Source organism: Nocardioides sp. CPCC 206348 (assembly GCF_048654705.1).
Lineage (GTDB): Bacteria > Actinomycetota > Actinomycetes > Propionibacteriales > Nocardioidaceae > Nocardioides.
On sequence record NZ_JBMCZA010000226.1, the window covers coordinates 21,715 to 22,663 of the forward strand.

Genomic DNA, 949 nt, shown 5'->3' on the forward strand with positions numbered 1-949 from the left:
ACAGGCGATGCCGACGTCGATGGACCCGGCGGCGACCATGTCGTTGATCAAGTGGGTGGCCTGCTGGCCCGAACCGCACTGGGCGTCGAGCGAGGTGCCGGCGGTGGCCTGGGCGAGGCCGGCGTACAGCCAGGCGCGACGCACCATGCCGTTGGACTGCTCGCCCGCCTGGGTCACGCAGCCGCCGATGACCTGCTCGACGAGGGCCGGGTCGACGCCGGCGCGGCGGAGCACCTCGGCCTGGATGAAGCCGAGGGTCTGGGCCGGATGGAGGCCGGCGAGCCAGCCCTTTCGCTTGCCCAGGGGAGTGCGGACGGCATCGACGATGACAGGGGTACCCATGGGGTCAGGCTACCACTGAACTAGAACAGGTTCTTGTTTTGGTCCGCTGGTCAAACACGCTTCGCGAAACCCTTTCGTTCCCGGGCAACGCTTTGTACTGTGGGCAGAACTAGAACGTGTTCCATTACTTGAAAGGTCCGGTCGTGACCGAACTTCTCCTTCCTGCGGATTGGGACCCGACGAACCCTGACATCAACGCGGTCGCGCTGCCGCACGATGAGTTCCGCTCGCTGCGCGCGAACGAGCCGATTCGCTGGATCGAACAGCCTCCCCACGCCCGCGCGGGCTTCCTGGACACCGGCTACTGGGCCTGCACGCGGCACCAGGAGGTCCGGGAGATCTCCAAGGACAACGAGAACTGGTCCACCGCCGAGAACGGCGTGATCATCCGGTTCGCCGAGGACATGACGCGCGACCAGGTCGAGGTCCAGCGGGCGATGCTGATCCACCACGACCCGCCGGACCACACCAAGATGCGCGGCATCGTGTCGCGCGGCTTCACGCCGCGTGCGATCGCCGGCCTCAAGGAGAACCTGCGTGCCCGCGCGTACGAGATCGTCCAGGAGTCCGTCGACCGCGGCGCTGGTGACTTCGTCGAGGACCTCGC

At 66.9% G+C, this 949-nt stretch carries 2 pseudogenes; one reads left to right on the forward strand and one right to left on the reverse strand.

What is annotated here, in order from left to right:
* Nucleotides 1-342, reverse strand: a pseudogene (locus ACOADB_RS25660) (steroid 3-ketoacyl-CoA thiolase); the annotation flags it as partial.
* Between the two features lie 143 nt (nt 343-485).
* Here ACOADB_RS25660 and ACOADB_RS25665 point away from each other — a divergent pair.
* Nucleotides 486-949: pseudogene (locus ACOADB_RS25665) on the forward strand (steroid C27-monooxygenase); the annotation flags it as partial.